The organism is Psychrobacter sp. T6-5, assembly GCF_052258485.2.
In the GTDB taxonomy this organism is placed as follows: Bacteria; Pseudomonadota; Gammaproteobacteria; order Pseudomonadales; family Moraxellaceae; genus Psychrobacter.
The window spans coordinates 610,435-626,926 of sequence record NZ_JBQQEY020000001.1 but is presented as its reverse complement, the minus strand read 5'-3'; the positions used below and the strand labels follow the sequence as shown (position 1 = coordinate 626,926).

At 44.2% G+C, this 16,492-nt stretch carries 11 protein-coding genes; 1 reads left to right on the top strand and 10 read right to left on the bottom strand.

Annotated elements, in window-relative coordinates; genetic code table 11:
* Window positions 1-20 precede the first annotated feature (20 nt).
* The 8 genes from ACTXGK_RS17325 to pilM all read right to left on the bottom strand — a co-directional run bounded on the left by ACTXGK_RS17325 (window position 21) and on the right by pilM (window position 8,556).
* Window positions 21-1,109: a hypothetical protein gene (locus tag ACTXGK_RS17325; RefSeq protein ID WP_443515999.1), complete on the bottom strand. Its 1,089-nt coding sequence runs from the start codon at window positions 1,107-1,109 to the stop codon at window positions 21-23.
* A gap of 126 nt (window positions 1,110-1,235) precedes the next feature.
* A complete protein-coding gene (gene aroB, locus ACTXGK_RS17320; RefSeq protein WP_443516001.1) occupies window positions 1,236-2,345 on the bottom strand; it encodes a 3-dehydroquinate synthase in 1,110 nt (369 codons plus the stop codon).
* A 78-nt stretch (window positions 2,346-2,423) separates the two neighbouring features.
* On the bottom strand, window positions 2,424-2,984 hold the full coding sequence (gene aroK, locus ACTXGK_RS17315; RefSeq protein ID WP_443516003.1) for a shikimate kinase AroK: 561 nt from the start codon (window positions 2,982-2,984) through the stop codon (window positions 2,424-2,426).
* 205 nt (window positions 2,985-3,189) lie between these two features.
* Window positions 3,190-5,559 (bottom strand): type IV pilus secretin PilQ, encoded by a 2,370-nt coding sequence (gene pilQ / locus ACTXGK_RS17310; protein WP_443516004.1) that lies wholly within the window; start codon window positions 5,557-5,559, stop codon window positions 3,190-3,192.
* Window positions 5,560-5,586: 27 nt separating this feature from the next.
* Window positions 5,587-6,120 (bottom strand): pilus assembly protein PilP, encoded by a 534-nt coding sequence (locus ACTXGK_RS17305; RefSeq protein WP_371532942.1) that lies wholly within the window; start codon window positions 6,118-6,120, stop codon window positions 5,587-5,589.
* The gene (gene pilO / locus ACTXGK_RS17300; RefSeq protein WP_443516007.1) at window positions 6,120-6,854 is read right to left on the bottom strand and encodes a type IV pilus inner membrane component PilO; all 735 of its coding nucleotides are present in this window, start codon (window positions 6,852-6,854) and stop codon (window positions 6,120-6,122) included. The genes ACTXGK_RS17305 and pilO overlap by 1 nt, the downstream gene beginning before the upstream one ends.
* The gene (locus ACTXGK_RS17295; RefSeq protein WP_394211738.1) at window positions 6,851-7,501 is read right to left on the bottom strand and encodes a PilN domain-containing protein; all 651 of its coding nucleotides are present in this window, start codon (window positions 7,499-7,501) and stop codon (window positions 6,851-6,853) included. The genes pilO and ACTXGK_RS17295 overlap by 4 nt, the downstream gene beginning before the upstream one ends.
* Window positions 7,501-8,556: a type IV pilus assembly protein PilM gene (pilM, locus tag ACTXGK_RS17290; protein ID WP_071002928.1), complete on the bottom strand. Its 1,056-nt coding sequence runs from the start codon at window positions 8,554-8,556 to the stop codon at window positions 7,501-7,503. The genes ACTXGK_RS17295 and pilM overlap by 1 nt, the downstream gene beginning before the upstream one ends.
* Window positions 8,557-8,748: 192 nt before the next feature.
* Between pilM and ACTXGK_RS17285 the strand changes: the two genes are divergently transcribed.
* A complete protein-coding gene (locus ACTXGK_RS17285; RefSeq protein WP_443516009.1) occupies window positions 8,749-11,397 on the top strand; it encodes a penicillin-binding protein 1A in 2,649 nt (882 codons plus the stop codon).
* 100 nt (window positions 11,398-11,497) lie between these two features.
* Here ACTXGK_RS17285 and ACTXGK_RS17280 read toward each other — a convergent pair whose 3' ends face one another.
* Both ACTXGK_RS17280 and rpoC read right to left on the bottom strand, forming a co-directional pair.
* Complete coding sequence (locus tag ACTXGK_RS17280) at window positions 11,498-12,022, bottom strand: DUF6586 family protein (protein WP_443516010.1); 525 nt, start codon at window positions 12,020-12,022, stop codon at window positions 11,498-11,500.
* A 165-nt stretch (window positions 12,023-12,187) separates the two neighbouring features.
* Window positions 12,188-16,405 carry a DNA-directed RNA polymerase subunit beta' gene (gene rpoC / locus ACTXGK_RS17275; RefSeq protein ID WP_443516012.1) on the bottom strand — a complete coding sequence of 1,406 codons (4,218 nt, stop codon included), beginning with the start codon at window positions 16,403-16,405 and terminating at the stop codon, window positions 12,188-12,190.
* Window positions 16,406-16,492 lie beyond the last annotated feature (87 nt).

Here is a 16,492-nt window from a genome sequence, read left to right as displayed (position 1 = left end):
TCGATGACAGAAAATGCGTATCAGTTGCTTTTATCTTCTATGAGCGCTTTTATACTGTCACTATTATTGTTTTTAGGAGTATTTGCATTATTACTAGCACCATTGTTACTTGTGCTTGGCGGTTTTGGCGCAGGTACGACGGGTGGTTTTTTGATACTGCTATTGTTATCCGTTCCCGATGCTACTGGTTTTTTATTATCCAGTTTGGGCTTGTTGGCATTGCCTTCGTTTTGAGTTGGTGCTTCAGAGACTGACTGTGACTCATTACCAACCGTCCGCTCTTCAGTAACGGATAACGTTTCAGAAGTATCAGCGGACTGGCGAATACTCTCCTCTGAAATACTTTCGTTAAAGCTTCCTTGACTATCGCGACTGGTATTACTATTGGCAGCTTGGTCATTGGCTGTATTGTTGACTGCTTGGGCTTGCTGACGTGCTGGTATTTCACGCTTAGTCGGTTTTAAATTGACAGCGCGCGTGCGCTTCGTACTTAAGTCTTTTACCGGATCAGGACGCTCGTAGTTATCGATAATACTGACGTATCGATTGATCTCCTCCGGTAGCACACGCACATTGGCAGGCAGTTTAAAATCTATGAGCTTTGCTGCCCCAACAGCCTCCTGTGGACTACTCATAATTCCGTAAGTCAGCATATAACGAACTTGATTTTCACTATCAAGATAGCGGAAATAAGCGAACTTATCACGATCTTCACGGCCCTCTAAATAACTGACAATCACGTCATTTTCAGCGACATTCATCACCTGCACAGTCCACTTACCCTTGTTGGCAAGTAGATAGCGCTTGTCTTTAAACTCGTCAGGATAATTACGCAAGTCACGGACAGTCGTATCAAAACTAATCGGCTGTACATCGGTATCCAGCTCGTGAAGTGACTCGATTTTTAAGGGTTGCTCAAACTCATCAGCCAGCATTTGCGGTGCTGATACTGGTTCGTTTTCAATTTTGGCACCCATCGCTGGCGTTTGGCTTAGCATCCAGACTAACGCTGTCACAATACCTAATAGTAACGTCGCGACCAGCCAGATCAAGGCTTGACGACTGTATGATTGGCCAGCGGTACGCGTCTTCGATTTTGATGCTGCCATGGGGAGGTCCTTGGTAAAAACATATTTAAGAGCATTACATCAATGCTCATTCAAATAGAAGTGCAGTCTGTGAATCTGCTGTACATATCAAGTTTTAGTACAAACACTCACTAAAATTTTGATACATTATGCGCTGTGTTGTGACAATACTTCGAGCAACAGATCGTTATCGAAATCATTGGTCAATACTGCACTCCCTATTGATTTTAACAAAATCAGCCGGATTTGTCCGTGTTTCACTTTTTTATCGTGCCCCATCAAGTTCAGAGCAGTTTGTACATCAATGGCAGGCGGTTTGGTTGGCAGGTTACCTAGCATTAAAACACGCTTAATGCGCTCAACCTCATCAAGGGTCAACCAACCAATTTTTTGGGACAGTTCCGCCGCTTGCATCATGCCCGCTGCTACCGCCTCACCATGCAACCAATTGCCGTAGCCTTGATGGGTCTCGATCACATGACCAAAAGTATGCCCAAAGTTCAACAGAGCACGCACACCTGACTCTCTTTCATCTTGAGCGACCACATCTGCTTTGTATTGACAGCAGCGCTTCACCGCTTCGCCAAGTACTGCCAAATCCAACGCCATCATTGCAGGTAAATTCTCTTCAAGCCATGTCAGGAATGCTTCATCCATGATAAGCGCATACTTGATAATTTCAGCGACTCCTGCTGACAGCTCACGTGCAGGCAGCGTTTTGAGCGTACTCATATCAGCGAGCACCATTTGCGGCTGCCAGAATGCGCCAATCATGTTTTTGCCTTGCGCATGATTGATGCCCGTTTTGCCGCCAACGCTAGAATCGACTTGCGATAATAAGGTCGTTGGAATTTGGATAAAGTTGACCCCGCGCATAAAACTTGCCGCAGCAAAACCTGTCATATCACCCACCACGCCGCCACCAAGTGCGATAAGCGTGACATCACGATTGAAATGCTCTGCCATTAGCGCATCATATATTTGGTCAATGCTTGTCTGGTTCTTATATTGCTCACCATCTGGTAACACGCAAACTTTTACCGTAAACTGCTCTGCTAGCTCATCTTTTAAAGCTTGCAAGTATAGAAGTGCCACGGTATCGTTAGTCACGATCAATACTTGGCAACCCTTAATGTAAGGTGCGACTTGCTTTGCCATACTGCTATTTTTTGACGTCGCATCTTCAGTAATAATGATTGGATAATCATGACTTTGCGTACGAACTGTTAAGCTGTCATGAAACAGTGACGTTGCCATGAGACACTCCTTAAGCATTTATAATTGGGTAAAAGTAGCTGAGTATACCTACCGATAATATCAATAGATAATATCGGTCTACTCTTCATTGTCTTTTAGTGTTGTGTCAGTACAATCAAAAAATGCGTTTAGCTGCTGCATTAGTTGGCTGACCATATGACGCGGATAAGTGTGGCCAGTGGGCATAATAATATGCGCGACCTGACGATATAATGGATCGCGAATACTATATAGATCTTGCAGTATTTTTCTAGGATTAGGCTGTTGTAAAAGAGGCCGTGACTTGTCTTTAGAAGTGCGGGCCATTTGCACATCGACTGGGGCATTGAGATAAACCACGATGCCACGCTGTCTTAAGAACTCTCGGTTTTCAGCAGCCAATACTGCGCCACCGCCAGTTGCCAATACAATTTGAGGGGTTTGAGTCAGCTCATCAATGGCACGCGTTTCACGCTCACGAAAACCCGCTTCACCTTCTTTGGCGAATATCCAAGCAATATCAGCACCGGTTTGCGATTCGATATACCAATCACTATCTACAAAAGTGCGACCTAACTGCTTGGCCAGTAACTTACCGATCGTCGTCTTCCCCGCTCCCATCGGACCCACTAAAAACACCGACGGCAATTCCTGCACCATAATACTCACTCAGCTAAATTAGCTATCATACAACGTCATTGATATTCTGGCTAGTAATGCGCTGTGATTATTGTTAGTAATATTTAGAGCTTATCGTCCATTAATCCATGCATATAGCTAGCAATATTAAAGATGCTAAGTTTATGCACAAAAAAAAGTAAGCACTAAGGCTTACTTTTTTAGTGAATAATCAACAAATTTATGATTAATTCAAGCGACTTGTACCATCATTGATCAATTTTGGTGTGACAAATATCAACAGCTCTTCCTTGTTGTTATTGCGCACATCTTTACGAAATGCACGGCCGATGTATGGTAAATCGCCTAAAAACGGCACTTTGTCCACGTTATTGTTAGTGCGGTTTCTAAAGACCCCACCCAATACTACCGTTTGACCATCTTCAACGATCACATTGGTTGAGATAGAATCCTCAGAGATAGCCACCTGATTGTTGATAATAGTCGGCGTACCATTTGTGATTACCAATTGTAGACCAATTTTGCCATCAGGGGTAATATTTGGCGTCGCCTCTAAACTCAGTGCCGCTTCTCTAAAACTGGTTGTGGTTGCGCCACTGGCTGAGGCTTCCTGATAAGGAATCTGGGTGCCAGAAGAAACTTTTGCGGTTTGCTTGTCGGCCGTCAACACTTTCGGGGTTGAGATGACTTCACCGCGGTTGTCTGCTTGTAATGCTGACAATTCAAGATCAAGCATCACATCAGAAAGGCTCAGTAAACCAAAGGCGATACTGCCAGCTGGATTAGCAACCCCTAAGTCAACGTTTAAGTTATCCGGACGACTGATATCATACGAAGGATAAGAAACCGTTTGCCCGTTGACAGTTGTCGTTTCTATATCAAAATCTTTAAGGTCTGCCAATGTCTGGTTGCTACCCCCAACTAACAAGCTACGGTTATTGGCTGCACCATTTGATAAGATTCCCCAGCGAACCCCAATCTCCTTACTAAAGCTGTCAGTTGCACTCACGATACGCGCCTCAATCATAACCTGACGTACAGGAATATCAATCTTGCCAATTAGTGTACGAATATTTTCAATACTATTTGCCACATCTTTGACGATTAAGGTATTGGTACGCTCATCAATCGTTACGGTTCCACGATCCGACAGCAACGTATTATTGTCATTTCCACGATTTGTAAGCCCGCTCGTGCCGCCTATACCGCTACTACCAGATGAGCCGCTTCCTTGAGAAATCAGAGTCAGGACATCTTGTGCTTTTGCATAGCTCAAACGAATATATTCAGTACGTAATGGCGCATAAGATTGAACGGCTTGCTGCGCTTCAAGCTCACGTGCTTCTTGTTCAGCGAGTTCAGTAGAAGGCGCAACCAAAATCACATTACCATTTTCGCGCTTGCCTAAATTTTTACTTTTTAGAATAATATCAAGTGCTTGATCCCAAGGAACATTGATCAAACGCAAGGTGATGTTGCCAGCGACTGAGTCACTCGCAACGATATTCATCTCGGTAAACTGCGCTAAAATATCTAACACGCTGCGAATTTCAACGTCTTGGAATTCCATGGATAGTGGCTCGCCGCTATATACTTTCTCCTCAAGAGTCGGTTCACGTAGCAGTTCAGGCTTGTTGATACTAATATTTAACTGATTGCCCGATTGGTAAGCTTGATACTCGTAATCATCAGACATGTTAATGGTGATGACACCATTTTGTCCTTGGTTTTTAGTATCGATGCTACTCACCAGACCACTATTAATATTTAATCGACGTAGCAAGTTTCTTGGGACCGTACTGCCTGTTAAACGTACGACAAGCTTATTACCTTGGCGTTGTACATCTACCGGAATAGCTTCGTTGGCAAGTACCATGCTGACGTTACCGCCACCATCATTACCTGCCGAAAAATTGACTGCACTGAGACCATCATAGCTGTACTGTTTACTTACTTGTGCAGAAGCAAGCTGTGGGTTCAACAATGGATTAACTCTCACCACCATCGTGTCAGCTGGCACGTCGTTTTTTACGACTGTCGTACTAGTGGTGCGAACAGCCGCAACAGGAACCGTACTAGTCTCGACGATTGGCGTGACGACTGCAGTGGTGGTGATGCCGCTAGAGTTATTAAGGACATCTTGTATAGGGTCACTAGTAATCACTGGGCGATCAGGATCTGTAATGGTCAGTAGTAGATCGTTACCCTCAATCGCTGTTGTATAATTGCCTGACTGCTTGAGGCCAACGATAAGACGCGTCGTACTATCGCTACTCAACGTGGTGACATCATTAACCATCCCGATATTGTATTCGTTGAAACGACTGGCAAGACCGTTTTGTACTTGTTCAAAATCTAATACCAAGCGGCTAGGATCATCAAGCTGATAGGCTGCAGGCAATACTGGTAAACCTGTGAACCCCAAACGCATTTGTGTCACTGCTGGTGCAGTTTGCACTACAGACACATTATTGATGCGCTGTGCAGCGTGTGCGCTACTACTTACTGCCACCATGCTGACTGCCAGTGCTGAAATGGCAAAAGCAGAAGAAACGCGGTTGCTCATCATCATTACCTTGTTATTGCGTACTGTCATTATTTATTCCTCAAAAAATCTGCCGACTTAGCTTATAGGGGATACCAGCGACTGGGGTTTTTCAATAAACCCAGCGCGGCTGTCTGGCACAATTTCAATCAAGTTGATCTGGGTCGGCGTGATTTCAACAATACGGCCGTCATTCAATCCAAGATAATCACCCACCTTCACACTAGCAACTGAACCATCAGGACGTTGTACCAGTGCGTATCGCTGACCTTCAGGCGACACTACCACGCCTCGAAAAACCAGTTGCGATAACTCGTATTGTTCAAGTGGTTCTTTTACACGTGTAATGTCTGGTCGCACGCCATCAATAGAAGTAGTAGGACCCTCTACATTCACCAAGCTCGGTGGTAAAAATGGGCTGCGCTGTGAGCTTGCACTATAGACGAAGTCTTCTACCAGTTCAGCTTTGGGTGGTGGTTCGATAGGCTGCGCTGGCTGGTTACGGATGTCAGTCATCGCTTGCTCTGCCATACCGATACGATCCGTACAACCAGTCATCGCTAGCGCTGCGATACTTAAAGTCAACAGCATGGGTAGTTTTTGCATACTCATTAGTTACCTCCTGCATTTGCATCAGTAGCGGCAGCATCACCTGCAGGAGCTGCTTCATCTTCAGGAGTCGCTTCTTTTGAACGATAGGTTTTGGTTTGCAAGACTAGATTAAGCTCAGGTAAAACGTCTAAGCTCGGCTGTGGATTACTCACCTCAAAATCATGCATAGTGATGATACGAGGTAGCGCTGCAAGGCCACTGATAAAACTACCAAACTGATGATATTCACCTAAAGCAGCAATGCGAATCGGCTGCTCAATGAAAAATTCATTTTCAATTTCAGGTTCGACAGAGATGTCTTGAAAACGAATATTACTGCCGACACCTGTCATATTGATACCTTCTACCAGCTCTGACACACGCGTATCTTTTGGCAACTGGTCTAACAAGGTATTAAACTCCGTTTCCATCTGAATGACCTGTGCTTGATAGGCTTCTAGGTGACGCGCACGCGATTCCTTTTCGCGATAGCTTTCAAGCAAGGTCTGTTGCTGACTTTCAGCAGCATTAATCTCATCGATTTTGCTACTAATCGGTAGCGCCCATGATAGGGCCGCTATAAAGGTAATAATAAGACCGATCACCGTCACCTTCACTGGTAGCGGCCAGCTGCCATAGTTTTCAGAGTCTAGTGACTCAAAACTGCGACGAAATTCATTAAGATCAAACTGCTTCTTTGGTTTTGAAGCACTTTTTTTGGTCTTAATTAGGCTTTTTTTACGGACAAGCTTCATAACTCCCCTCCCACACTATCTTCCGCAGGGACAGGCGTCTCTGATTGTACTTTAGTCGTCACCACGAACTGTACATAACTGTCTTCAGGATAAACTGGACGCGGTGGCTCACCAGCCGTAGTGACTGTATTATTCAGTACAGGGGCCGCTTCATAAGCGCTAATGTTCTGTTGAATATTGCTAACTGCTGAGTTACCCATCCATTTACTACTGTCCAAATTACGAATCAAGCTAGATACAATATTTGGGTTATCAGCCAGCCCAGTCAACGTTAATACATCGCCTTCGCGTTTGAGATTGGTTAGATAAAGCGCTGGTGGAATCGCTCTTGCCAGATCATCCCACAAGCGTACTGGTACAGGACGACGACCTTGCAAATCTTGAATGACCTGCATACGTGAGATAATATCTTCACGGCGCTGCTCTAAACTATCAATCTCAGTCAATGCGGTGTCTAAACGTGCATTTTCTTGCTCAATCAAGGCATTAGCATCAAGCTGTTCATCAAGCTCATTGTTAAAATAGCTCCATGAAGCAAAAGCCGCCAATAAAGTGAGCAAAGTCACTGCAACTATTAGAGTCATAAACTCTTTGTTGCGACGTTCGCGCTCTTCTTGTCGCCAAGGTAAAAGGTTAATACGAGCCATTAGTCAAAGCTCCTTAACGCAAGACCGCATGCAGCCATTAAGCCTGGCGCATCAATGGTCAGTTGCTCATTATCAATGTTAGGCGCAATGGTCATATTGGTAAACGGATTGGCAACACTAACGCTCACACCGAGTTTTTGCTGTGCCATCCCAGCAAGACCTGCAATGGAGCTACTACCACCCGCAAGTACCACATGGTCAATACTACTATACTGACTTGATGAGAAGTAAAACTGTAAGGAACGAGTGATTTGCTGAATGGTATTTTCTATAAAAGGGGTCAAAACTTCAGGATAGTAGTCATCAGGCAATGTGCGCTCACGTTTGCTCAGCGTTGCTTCTTCAGCTGACAGCCCATAACGGTTTTGAATCGCTTCTGTTAACTGAACACCGCCAAATAATTGCTCGCGACTATAAATGAACTCACCATTTTTTGCGATATATAAAGTGGTTTGATTATGGCCGATATCAACCAAAGCGACCAGCTCAGGCATATTTGGTAGATTGTCTGCCATCAGTCCAAAAGCACGCTCTATTGCATGTGACTCGATATCCATAACCTTGGTTTGCATGCCACCGAAGGCCAACGCATCAACACGCTGATCAACGTTTTCTGAGCGAGAGGCCGCAAGTAGTACTTGTACCATGTCCTCACTCACTAAAGATGGGCCTAGCACCTCAAAATCTAAATTGACATCTTCTAATGGATAAGGCACATACTGATCAGCATCCAAACGTATTTGTGCTTCACGCTCAACATCGCTTAGCATCATATCCATATCAATAATTTTGGTAATGACGGCAGATCCTGATACGGCGGTTGCAGCATTACTGCCCGCAACTTGGCAACGTCTTGCTAGACTCGCTATAATGTTGCCAACCGCCTCTGTATCAACTAGGAGTTTGTCGACGACTACACCTTCCGGTAGTCTCTCAATACCGTAGGATTTTAGGTGGAACATGCCTTGTTGACGTTGTATGTCCACTATTTTTACTGAAGTGGCACAAATATCCACACCAATCAAATGTCGACTTTTCGAAGTAAATAGCCTCACAAACTCTATACCTTATATTAAGTGTACAATCTGATAGTTATTTGTAATAATTGAATACAATACTTTACTTAATTGATAGATTCAAGCGTTTAAAAATATATTAAGGCCTACTTACACATTTATTATGACCTGTTGATTTTGTTCAAGGTATAATAAGTTATCCGCTACAAATTCTAATGAATAAGTCTTATTATGGCCAAAAAAAATGCTACCGCTCGTCTCATTCATTTCTTGGTGGGACTTTTTGTCGCTTGCCTAGCATTGGCAGTTATCTTAGCGCTTGCTGTACCTATTGGTTTTTATGGTATGGCGATGTATTTATCGCCAACTTTGCCAAGTATTCAAGAGATAAAAACTGCCAATTTAGAAATGCCATTGCAGATTTATAGTAGCGATGACAAATTAATCGGCCAATACGGCAATCGTTTATCGTTACCAGTCACATTTGATGAAATTCCTGAAGATTTGACTCATGCTTTTTTAGCGGCAGAAGATGCTTCTTTCTTTCAGCATAGTGGCATCAGTATTAAAGGTCTTGGGCGCGCAGTCACTGAAGTGGTGACTGATGATGACAGTCAGACTGGTGGCTCAACTATTACGATGCAGGTCGCCAAAAATTACTTTTTAAGTCCTGAGCGTACTCTAAACCGCAAACTGACAGAGCTGTTTGTAGCGCGAAAAATGGAAGATGAGCTCAGTAAAAATGAGATCCTTACTCTCTATGTCAATAAGATTTATTTGGGTGAAGGCGCTTATGGTATCCGCGCTGCTGCCAAAAAATACTATAGTAAATCACTAGATAATCTCACCATTGCTGAAATGGCAATGCTTGCTGGTTTACCAAAAGCCCCTTCTAAATACAATCCTGTTGCCAATCCTAGCCGCGCGTTGACTCGGCGAAACTGGATTATTGGCCGTATGCATGAGTTGGGCTATATCACAAAAGCTCAGTATGATCAGGCCGTCAACTCCCCTGTTGGCATTAAGCTGTATCAAGAAAAACTCGACGTTAATATGCCCTATTTGGCAGAAATGACGCGTGCGACTCTAGTCGAGCGTTACGGTGAGCAGGTGATGCATGGTGGTTGGCGTGTTCGCCTGACTGTTGATAGTAAGGCACAAACCGATGCAGAAGCTGCCATATTAGCAGGCTTAGTAGCTTATGAGCATCGTCATGGCTGGCGCGGCGCAGAGGCAAATGACGAGCCTCTTGAAAACTTTCAGCGCTATAGCAATATGTCTCCTGCCAAAGTCACTAAGGTCAACTCTCGTAGTTTTGAAGCGACATTACAGTCTGGTGAAAGTGTAACGGTCAATTGGTCTGGCATGAGCTGGGCACGCAAATACATCTCTGCCAATCGTATCGGTTACTACCCTAATAATGCTAGCCAAATAGTGAGCAAAAACGATATTGTCCGCGTGATACCTACCGCAAATGGTAATTGGCAGCTAGGGCAGATACCCAAAATACAAGGTAGTCTGGTTTCATTAAATCCAGAAACTGGCGCGGTCAATGCATTAGTAGGCGGTTTTGATTTCAAACATAGTAAATTCAACCGAGCCTTACAAGGATGGCGCCAACCTGGCTCAACCATCAAACCATTAGTCTATACCGCCGCTTTGGAAAAAGGCTATCATCCAGACAGTATTGTTTCAGATCGCCCTATTCAAGTAGGCGACTGGAAACCTAAAAACTCTGATGAACGCTTCTTAGGTGACATTACCTTACGTCGTGGTTTGTATTTATCTCGCAACTTGGTGTCTATCCGTCTCCTACAAGCTATTGGCATTTCTGATGCGCGTAATCTATTAGATGAGTTCGGCCTAGATAAAGAAAAACTACCCACAACTTTATCCTTGGCTCTAGGGGCAGGACAAGCAACCCCATTGCAAATGGCAACGGCGTATTCAACCTTTGCCAATGGTGGTCACCGCGTACAACCTTACTTTATTGAGCAAATTTATAACTATAAAAACGAGTTATTATTTCAGGCCAATCCACTTCAGGCTTGCGCCTTATGCTTCAATGAGCAACTTGAAGCGGTTAATAAAAATCTGATAGAAGAATATAATAAGTCATTAGAAGACGAAAACAGTACTACTGATAAATCAGCTACCGAAAGCACAGAACTAGAAAATAGTGAAAATGTAGAAGAAACGGATGAAGCAATCGACCTTACTGTCTATGACGCTGGTCCACAATCAGATCGCCTAAAAGCACCTGCCGTACAGTACATAGCAGCCAAACAAGCACCAAGAATATTAAAGCCTAGAGTAGCATTTGAAATGGCAGATATTTTACGTGATGTGGTGCAGCGTGGTACTGCAGTACGAGCAAAAGCCTTAGGCCGTGATGATATTGGCGGCAAAACCGGTACAACCAACGAAGCTAAAGACGCTTGGTTTGCAGGGTTTCATCCTACCAATGCAACGGTTGTATGGATGGGGTTTGATCAGCCAACATCTATGGGTCGCCGAGAGTATGGTGGTGTGGCTGCCCTGCCCGTCTGGATGGACTTTATGAAGGCTCAGCTCAAAGACACGCCAAACCAATGGGTATCTATCAATAACCGCTCAAAATCTAAAAAGCAGCAGCAGCAAATTATAGAAATGACCGATGATGGTATTATAACTGATGATGACGACATCTCTGACAACAACGCACCAGCAAAACCGGTCAAGACTCAAACTCAGCAGCGCAAACCGGCAGCCCCCGAGCCCACTGCAGACACTAGCAGCTCATCAGTAGCTCAAACAAGTAGCAGCCGTAGCAATGATAGTGTGCCGCAAAATCCTTTATCGGTCACACCGGTCCAGCGTATGCCCCCGATGCCAGAATAATCTACCAGTATCTCTAATTACCGATATAAAAAAAGGCTTGTTCAGTCATCACTGAGCAAGCCTTTTTTGTAGATATTATATTTCAGACAGACTCATCTTGCTAAAACTCAACCATCCCTGCACGTAGTTGCTCGATCAGCTCTAAAAGCTGATTACGCCATTCTCTTATCGTTGCCTCATCAGGTAACCATTGATTTGACAAAGTAACGACATTCACAATAAGGTCGGGCGCGGCTAAATCGCTACTTGGTTTTTCATCCACAACCGTATCTGGTGGTACCGCATAAAGACAACGCTCATAAGCGCGCTCTATATTTGCAATAAAGCCTTGCTGCTGCAATTGCTGCAAGCGCTGAATCTCAGGAGATACCTGTGTGCGCTCGCTTAGTGCTTGCTCAATATCTGACAAAGTTGGTGCGGTCATATTTAAGCTATAAAAATGACCCAGCTCTTGAGTAAATGCCAGCAGCGCACCATGTAAATGAAAAATAGCGGTTTCGCAATAGGCTTGATATAGCTGCTTATCGCTAGTATTGCCTGCTGTTTGGCAGGATAGACGACAAAAATACAGTTTTTGATTGGTACGATCTGCTTGATATTTGGCAACGCGAGTTTTACCTGCCATTTGCGACTTATCCTTCTATAGATAGTAAATTGAGGCTTGTTTTCCAGTGTACTATTTTTTTAGATAATAGCACCATGCCTTTCTCAGTTTTTATACACACAAAAAAGCCAGCGACTTAGGCTGGCTTTTTCTTACATTGGGAATGAATCAAAATACTCAATACGATTAATTATTTTGATTTAACTCTTGAGCAAAGGCTTCATCAAAGCTTGCAAAGTCTTTGCTATCAGTGCTTGCTGTCATATCAAACGCTGCATTAAGATCATTGTCTTGTAGCTTCTGATCCGCTTTCTCTTTGCGTGCCTTATGATAAGCAAGACCCGTACCTGCAGGAATCAAGCGACCAACGACCACGTTTTCTTTCAGACCACGTAGCTCATCCACTTTACCAGTCACAGCAGCCGCAGTTAGTACGCGGGTTGTTTCCTGGAAAGAAGCGGCTGAGATAAAGCTTTCAGTTGCCAGACTTGCCTTAGTGATACCTAGCAATTGACGCTCGAACTGTACTGGGAATTTATCTTCCGCTTCTAGTTTCGCATTCAACGCTTTGATATCTGCATACTCGACCTGATCACCTTTGAAGTGGCTTGAATCGCCGCCATCAGTGATTTCAACTTTACGCAGCATCTGACGAATAATAACTTCGATATGCTTATCGTTGATTTTTACACCCTGCAAGCGATAAACGTCCTGTACTTCGTTGACGATATAATCAGCAAGTGCAGTCTGACCTTTCAAACGTAAGATATCATGTGGGTTCTGTGGACCATCAGCGATCACTTCACCACGTGCTACCGTCTCGTTTTCAAAGACGTTGATTTGACGCCATTTCGGGATTAGCTCTTCATGTACTTCACCGTCTTCATTGGTAATAATGAAGCGGTTCTTACCTTTAGTCTCTTTACCAAAGCTTACGACACCAGTCATTTCTGCCATGATGGCGTGATCTTTTGGACGACGTGCTTCGAATAGATCAGCAACACGTGGTAGACCACCGGTAATATCTTTTGTACCAGAAGATGCTTGTGGTACACGGCCTAGAATCGAACCTGCTGCTACTTTTTCACCATCGCTCACGCGGATGATGGTTTCAGCTGGTAAGAAGTAAACCACTTCTTTACCTTCGTCAGTGTTCAAGATAATCGCAGGACGTAAGTCTTTTGCTGAGCTTGAACGGTCACGAGTAGCTAGAATCTCAAATGAACTCATACCAGTCGCATCATCAACTTTCACGGTGGCAGTCATACCGTCAGTGATGTCACTGAAGCGTGCTGTACCAGCAAATTCTGTGATGATTGGATGCGTATGCGGATCCCATTTAGCGATAGTTTGACCGCCTTCAACCTGCTCTTCGTCTTTTACAAGTACGCTTGAACCATACGGTACTTTATAGCGCTCACGCTCACGGCCAAGCTCATCGGTCAACGCGATTTCAGCTGAACGCGACACGATGACTAAGTGACCATCGGTATGCTGTACTGTTTTCATGTTTTCAAAGTGCGCTTGACCAGCATTACGTACAGAGATGCTGTTGTCTACAGATGCTGAACTCGCAGCCCCACCTACGTGGAACGTACGCATGGTCAACTGAGTACCTGGCTCACCGATAGACTGAGCGGCCATAACACCAACTGACTCACCAATGTTCACTTTATGACCACGTGCAAGGTCACGACCATAACACTGTGAACAAACACCATGCTCAACATTACAAGTAATAACTGAGCGTACCCAGATATCATCAATTGCATTGCTGTCAAGGACGTTAACCCAATACTCATCAATCAAAGTACCAGCTGGAACCAATACTTTATCAGCATCATCGTTATACGTCACATCACGTGCAGTCACACGACCAAGTACTAGCTCACCTAGTTTCTCAATGATTTCACCACCTTGGATATGTGGCTTCATGAGTAGGCCTTCTTCAGTACCACAGTCATCACTCGTGATAACCAAATCTTGTGCCACATCAACCAGACGACGAGTTAAGTAACCCGAGTTAGCTGTTTTTAGTGCTGTATCTGCTAGACCTTTACGTGCACCGTGAGTTGAGATGAAGTACTGTAGTACCGTCAAACCTTCACGGAAGTTCGCTTTAATCGGAGTTTCAATGATTGAACCATCTGGTTTCGCCATCAAACCACGCATACCAGCCAACTGGCGAATCTGTGCCGCACTACCACGAGCACCAGAATCCGACATGATAAAGATCGAGTTGAATGATTTCTGCTCGTCTTCTTCGCCTTGCGCATTGATAACTTTATCTGTTGCCAAGTTATCCATCATCGCCTTAGCGACTTTGTCATTGGTACGTGACCAGATATCGACTACTTTGTTATAACGCTCACCAGCAGTTACGAAACCTTGCTCGAACTGATCTTCGATTTCGCGAACTTCGCCTTCTGCCACTTCGATGATTTGCTTTTTCAGTGGTGGAATAACCATGTCGTCGATACCGATAGACACGCCAGATAGCGTCGCTTGTGCGAAACCAAGATACATCAATTGGTCAGCAAACATAACGCTTTCTTTGACGCCAACTTTACGGTAACAAGAGTTGATCAAACGAGAGATATTTTTCTTCGTCATCTCTTGGTTACACTCATCAAATGTCATACCTTTAGGCATGATGTTCCAGATAAGCAAACGACCAGCAACCGTATCTTTAATACTGGTTTCTTTGGTCTCGTTACCGTCTTCATCAATTTGCGTCTCAGTGACACGCACTTTGATCTTGGCGTTTACATGTAGGTCGTTTGAACCAATTGCACGCAATGCTTCATTAACGGTCGCAAAAATCATGCTCTCGCCTTTGGCATTGATAGACGAGCGACTGATGTAATATAGACCTAGTACAACATCCTGTGATGGTACAATGATCGGATCACCGTTCGCAGGTGACAAGATGTTGTTGGTAGACATCATCAACGCGCGTGATTCAAGCTGTGCTTCTAGGGTCAATGGCACGTGAACGGCCATTTGGTCACCATCGAAATCGGCGTTGAATGCAGTACAAACAAGCGGATGCAACTGGATGGCTTTACCTTCGATCAATACTGGCTCAAATGCTTGCAGGCCCAAACGGTGAAGTGTTGGCGCACGGTTAAGAAGTACTGGATGCTCACGGATAACCATGGCCAGCATATCCCACACTTGTGGTTCTTCACGCTCTACCATCTTTTTGGCAGCTTTAATCGTCGTTGCCAAACCATGAGACAATAGTTTGTTATAAGTAAATGGCTTGAATAATTCTAGTGCCATTTTTTTAGGTAGACCACACTGATGTAGACGTAGCGTTGGACCTACAACGATAACCGAACGACCAGAGTAATCGACACGCTTACCAAGTAAGTTCTGACGGAAACGACCTTGCTTACCCTTGATCATATCTGCCAAAGATTTCAATGGACGCTTGTTACTACCAGTGATGGCACGACCGCGACGACCGTTATCAAGCAACGCATCCACTGACTCTTGCAACATACGTTTTTCGTTACGTACGATGATATCAGGCGCGCTCAGCTCAAGCAGACGCTTAAGACGGTTGTTACGGTTGATCACACGGCGATATAGATCGTTTAGATCTGACGTCGCAAAACGGCCACCTTCTAGCGGTACTAGCGGGCGCAAATCTGGTGGTAGTACTGGTAAGATGTTCATTACCATCCACTCAGGCTTATTATTAGAATCACGGAATGCTTCTAATAATTTAAGACGCTTAGACATCTTCTTAAGCTTGGTCTCAGAACCTGTTTGCGGAATCGCTTCACGCAGCTCATCAATCTCAAGATCCATATCGATATCTTTCAATAGGTCTTGTACAGCCTCAGCACCCATTTTGGCAGTGAATTCATCGCCAAACTCTTCAAGGGCTTTGTAGTAATCTTCATCATCAAGCAATTGGTACTTCTCTAAAGAAGTTAGACCAGGCTCAGTCACGATATAGCTTTCAAAATATAGAACGCGCTCAATATCACGTAGCGTCATGTCTAGCAATAGACCGATGCGGCTTGGTAATGATTTTAGGAACCAAATATGCGCCACAGGACTTGCTAGGTCGATATGACCCATGCGGTCACGACGGACTTTAGCAGTGGTGACTTCAACACCACATTTTTCACAGATTACACCTTGGAACTTACGGCGCTTATATTTACCACATAAACATTCGAAATCTTTTACTGGGCCAAAGATTTTGGCACAAAAAAGACCGTCACGCTCAGGTTTGAACGTGCGATAGTTGATGGTTTCAGGTTTTTTTACTTCGCCGTGCGACCATGACTTGATGACGTCAGGTGAGGCTAAGGTAATTTGGATGCTATCAAACTCTGTATTACCGTTGCCGGTAGGGCTTTGCATGATATCGAGTAAATCTTTCAAGTTGCTTCTCCGTTATCTTTATAATCATCTGACAGCGTACCATTGACGCAGATAAGATGAATGAAGGCAATGAATAGGGTTGAGACA

Excerpts from the sequence above, each read along its gene's own strand:
- pilQ (WP_443516004.1), bottom strand. The coding sequence starts at position 5,559 with ATGACAGTACGCAATAACAAGGTAATGATGATGAGCAACCGCGTTTCT.
- pilO (WP_443516007.1), bottom strand. The coding sequence starts at position 6,854 with ATGAAGCTTGTCCGTAAAAAAAGCCTAATTAAGACCAAAAAAAGTGCT.
- ACTXGK_RS17280 (WP_443516010.1), bottom strand. The coding sequence starts at position 12,022 with ATGGCAGGTAAAACTCGCGTTGCCAAATATCAAGCAGATCGTACCAAT.
- ACTXGK_RS17325 (WP_443515999.1), bottom strand. The coding sequence starts at position 1,109 with ATGGCAGCATCAAAATCGAAGACGCGTACCGCTGGCCAATCATACAGT.
- ACTXGK_RS17285 (WP_443516009.1), top strand. The coding sequence starts at position 8,749 with ATGGCCAAAAAAAATGCTACCGCTCGTCTCATTCATTTCTTGGTGGGA.
- ACTXGK_RS17305 (WP_371532942.1), bottom strand. The coding sequence starts at position 6,120 with ATGAGTATGCAAAAACTACCCATGCTGTTGACTTTAAGTATCGCAGCG.
- aroB (WP_443516001.1), bottom strand. The coding sequence starts at position 2,345 with ATGGCAACGTCACTGTTTCATGACAGCTTAACAGTTCGTACGCAAAGT.
- aroK (WP_443516003.1), bottom strand. The coding sequence starts at position 2,984 with ATGGTGCAGGAATTGCCGTCGGTGTTTTTAGTGGGTCCGATGGGAGCG.
- ACTXGK_RS17295 (WP_394211738.1), bottom strand. The coding sequence starts at position 7,501 with ATGGCTCGTATTAACCTTTTACCTTGGCGACAAGAAGAGCGCGAACGT.